The organism is Burkholderia sp. Se-20378, from assembly GCF_017104665.1.
Classification (GTDB): Bacteria; Pseudomonadota; Gammaproteobacteria; order Burkholderiales; family Burkholderiaceae; genus Burkholderia; species Burkholderia lata.
Window position 1 is genome coordinate 1 of record NZ_JAAGPG010000923.1, and the last position, 1,882, is coordinate 1,882.

The 1,882-nt window shown below is 69.2% G+C and carries 1 protein-coding gene; it reads left to right on the forward strand.

All coding sequences use genetic code 11. The features are described 5' to 3' along the window. Window positions 1-1,562 (forward strand): family 20 glycosylhydrolase (locus tag G3N93_RS39005; protein WP_206135426.1); only part of this gene is annotated, 1,562 nt, incomplete at its 5' end. Window positions 1,563-1,882 lie beyond the last annotated feature (320 nt).

Sequence of the window (1,882 nt, forward strand, 5' to 3'; positions counted from 1 at the left end):
TCTACGGCGTGCAGACGCTCTACTCGCTCGCGCCCGCCGGCGGCGGCGCGATCCCGGCAATGCTCGTCGAGGATGCACCGCGCTTCACGCATCGCGGGATGCACGTCGATCTCGCACGCAACTTCAAGCACCCGGCCACGCTGCGCCGCCTGATCGACCAGATGAGCGCATACAAGCTCAATCGCCTGCACCTGCATCTGTCCGACGACGAGGGCTGGCGCATCGAGATTCCCGGCCTGCCCGAACTGACCGGGATCGGGGGACGCCGCTGCCACGACCCGAGCGAGACACGCTGCCTGCTGCCGCAGCTCGGCTCCGGCCCGGACAACCGCTCGGGCGGCGGCTACCTGACGCGTGACGACTACGTGTCGCTGGTGCGCTACGCGGCCGCGCATTTCGTCGAGATCATCCCCGAGATCGACATGCCCGCGCATGCGCGCGCGGCCGTCGTGACGATGGAGGCACGTTACCAGCGGCTGCATGCGGCCGGCCGCGAGCAGGAGGCGAACGCGTACCGGCTGCTCGATCCGCAGGACACGTCGAACCTGACGACGGTCCAGTTCTACGATCGGCGCAGCGACCTGAACCCGTGCGTGCCGGGCGCGCTCAATTTCGCGTCGAAGGTGATCCGCGAGATCGCCGCGATGCATGCCGACGCGCAGGCGCCGCTGCACACCTGGCACTACGGCGGCGACGAGGCGAAGAACATCTTCCTCGGCGCGGGCTTCCAGCCGCTGAACGGCACCGATCCGAACAAGGGGCGCATCGATCTCGCCGCGCAGGACAAGCCGTGGGCGCGTTCGCCCGCGTGCACGGCGCTGCTCCAGCGCGGCGAGATCAAGTCGATCGACGAGTTGCCGACGCGTTTCGCGCAACAGGTGAGCGCGGCGGTCAACGCGAACGGGATCGACACGATGGCCGCGTGGCAGGACGGCATCAAGCATGCGAACGGGCCGCAGGACTTCAGCACGCGCCACGTGATGGTGTCGCTGTGGGACACGATCTTCTGGGGGGCATCGGACAGCGCACGCGACCTGAGCGGCAAGGGCTACCTGACGGTGCTGGCCCTGCCCGACTACCTGTACTTCGACTTCCCGTACACGCTCAACCCGCGCGAGCGCGGCTACTACTGGGGCTCGCACGCGACGGACGAGTACAAGGTGTTCTCGCTCGCGCCCGAGAACCTGCCGCAGAACGCCGAAGTGATGGGCGACCGCGACGGCAACACGTTCGAGGTGACGGGCACGGGCCCCGCGCCACGCATCGAGGGCATGCAGGGGCAGGCGTGGGGCGAGGTGATGCGCAACGACACCTTCCTCGAATACATGGCCTACCCGCGGCTGCTCGCGCTGGCCGAGCGCGCATGGCACCGGGCCGACTGGGAGCTGCCGTATGCGGCCGGCGTGCGCTTCAAGCGCGGCGACACGCATCACGTCGACACGGCCGCGCTGCAGCGCGACTGGGCCGGCTTCGCGACGCTGCTCACGCAACGCGAACTGCCGAAGCTCGACCGGGCCGGTGTCGGCTACCGGAAGCCGACCTTCACGCTGACGAATCCGTGAACGGTTGAGCGGTTGCATGGCTGAGCGACGGCGCGACGCAGGCGAACGCATCGCGCCGTCGCCCGCACCAAAGAAAAACGGCTTGCGACGCATCGCAAGCCGTTTTCGTTTTGCCGGCCGGCCCGAACCCGCAGCGCGGATCGGGCCGGCTTCATCGCATCAGGCCGGTTGTGCGGCCGCCCCGCTGCCCGACGGCGGCAGGCGCGCGCCGAGCTGTTCGGCATAGCGCGCCGCCGCGTTGCCGCAGACGATGTGGAACGTGTCGAGCGACACCCACGCGACGTCGAGCGCACCGAGACGATCGCGATCGACCGCCGACG